The organism is Variovorax sp. P4_D9, assembly GCF_056401695.1.
Genome location: NZ_JBFUIU010001686.1, coordinates 1 through 698 on the forward strand (window position 1 = coordinate 1; position 698 = coordinate 698).

Annotated in this window: 1 protein-coding gene; it reads left to right on the forward strand. The window is 65.9% G+C overall.

What is annotated here, in order from left to right:
- A partial coding sequence (locus AC1DY5_RS57770; RefSeq protein ID WP_478123062.1) for a methyl-accepting chemotaxis protein occupies positions 1 to 698 on the forward strand: 698 nt, incomplete at both ends.

The window sequence follows — 698 nt, forward strand, 5'->3', positions numbered from 1 at the left end:
CTGCTGCACTCGATCCGGCTTATGCAGATCGACCTGACCCAGGTGGTCGGGAARATCAAGCTCTCGAGCGACACGATCGCCACGGCGACGAACCAGATCGCCGCAGGCAACCAGGATCTGTCCTCGCGCACCGAAGAGCAGGCCAGCTCGCTGGAGCAGACGGCAGCCTCGATGGAAGAACTTACCAGCACCGTCAAGCAGAACGCGGACAACGCGCGTCAAGCAAATCAACTGGCTGTGTCGGCCTCCGAAGTGGCGGTCCGGGGCGGCAGCGTGGTCGATCAGGTGCTTGACACGATGGCCTCGATCAACGCCTCGTCGAAGAAGATCGTCGACATCATCGGCGTCATCGACGGCATCGCTTTCCAGACCAACATCCTGGCGCTGAACGCGGCGGTGGAAGCCGCGCGCGCCGGCGAGCAGGGTCGGGGCTTCGCGGTGGTGGCGGCGGAGGTGCGCAGCCTGGCTCAGCGCTCGGCGGCGGCGGCCAAGGAGATCAAGGGCCTGATCGACGACTCGGTGGGCAAGGTGGGCGCGGGCAGCGCACTGGTGGCCGAGGCCGGCAAGACGATGGAAGAGATCGTCGGCAGCGTGCGGCGCGTGACCGACATCATGGGCGAGATCACGGCGGCCAGCCAGGAGCAGACCTCGGGGATCGAGCAGATCAACCAGGCGATCACGCAGATGGACCAGGTGAC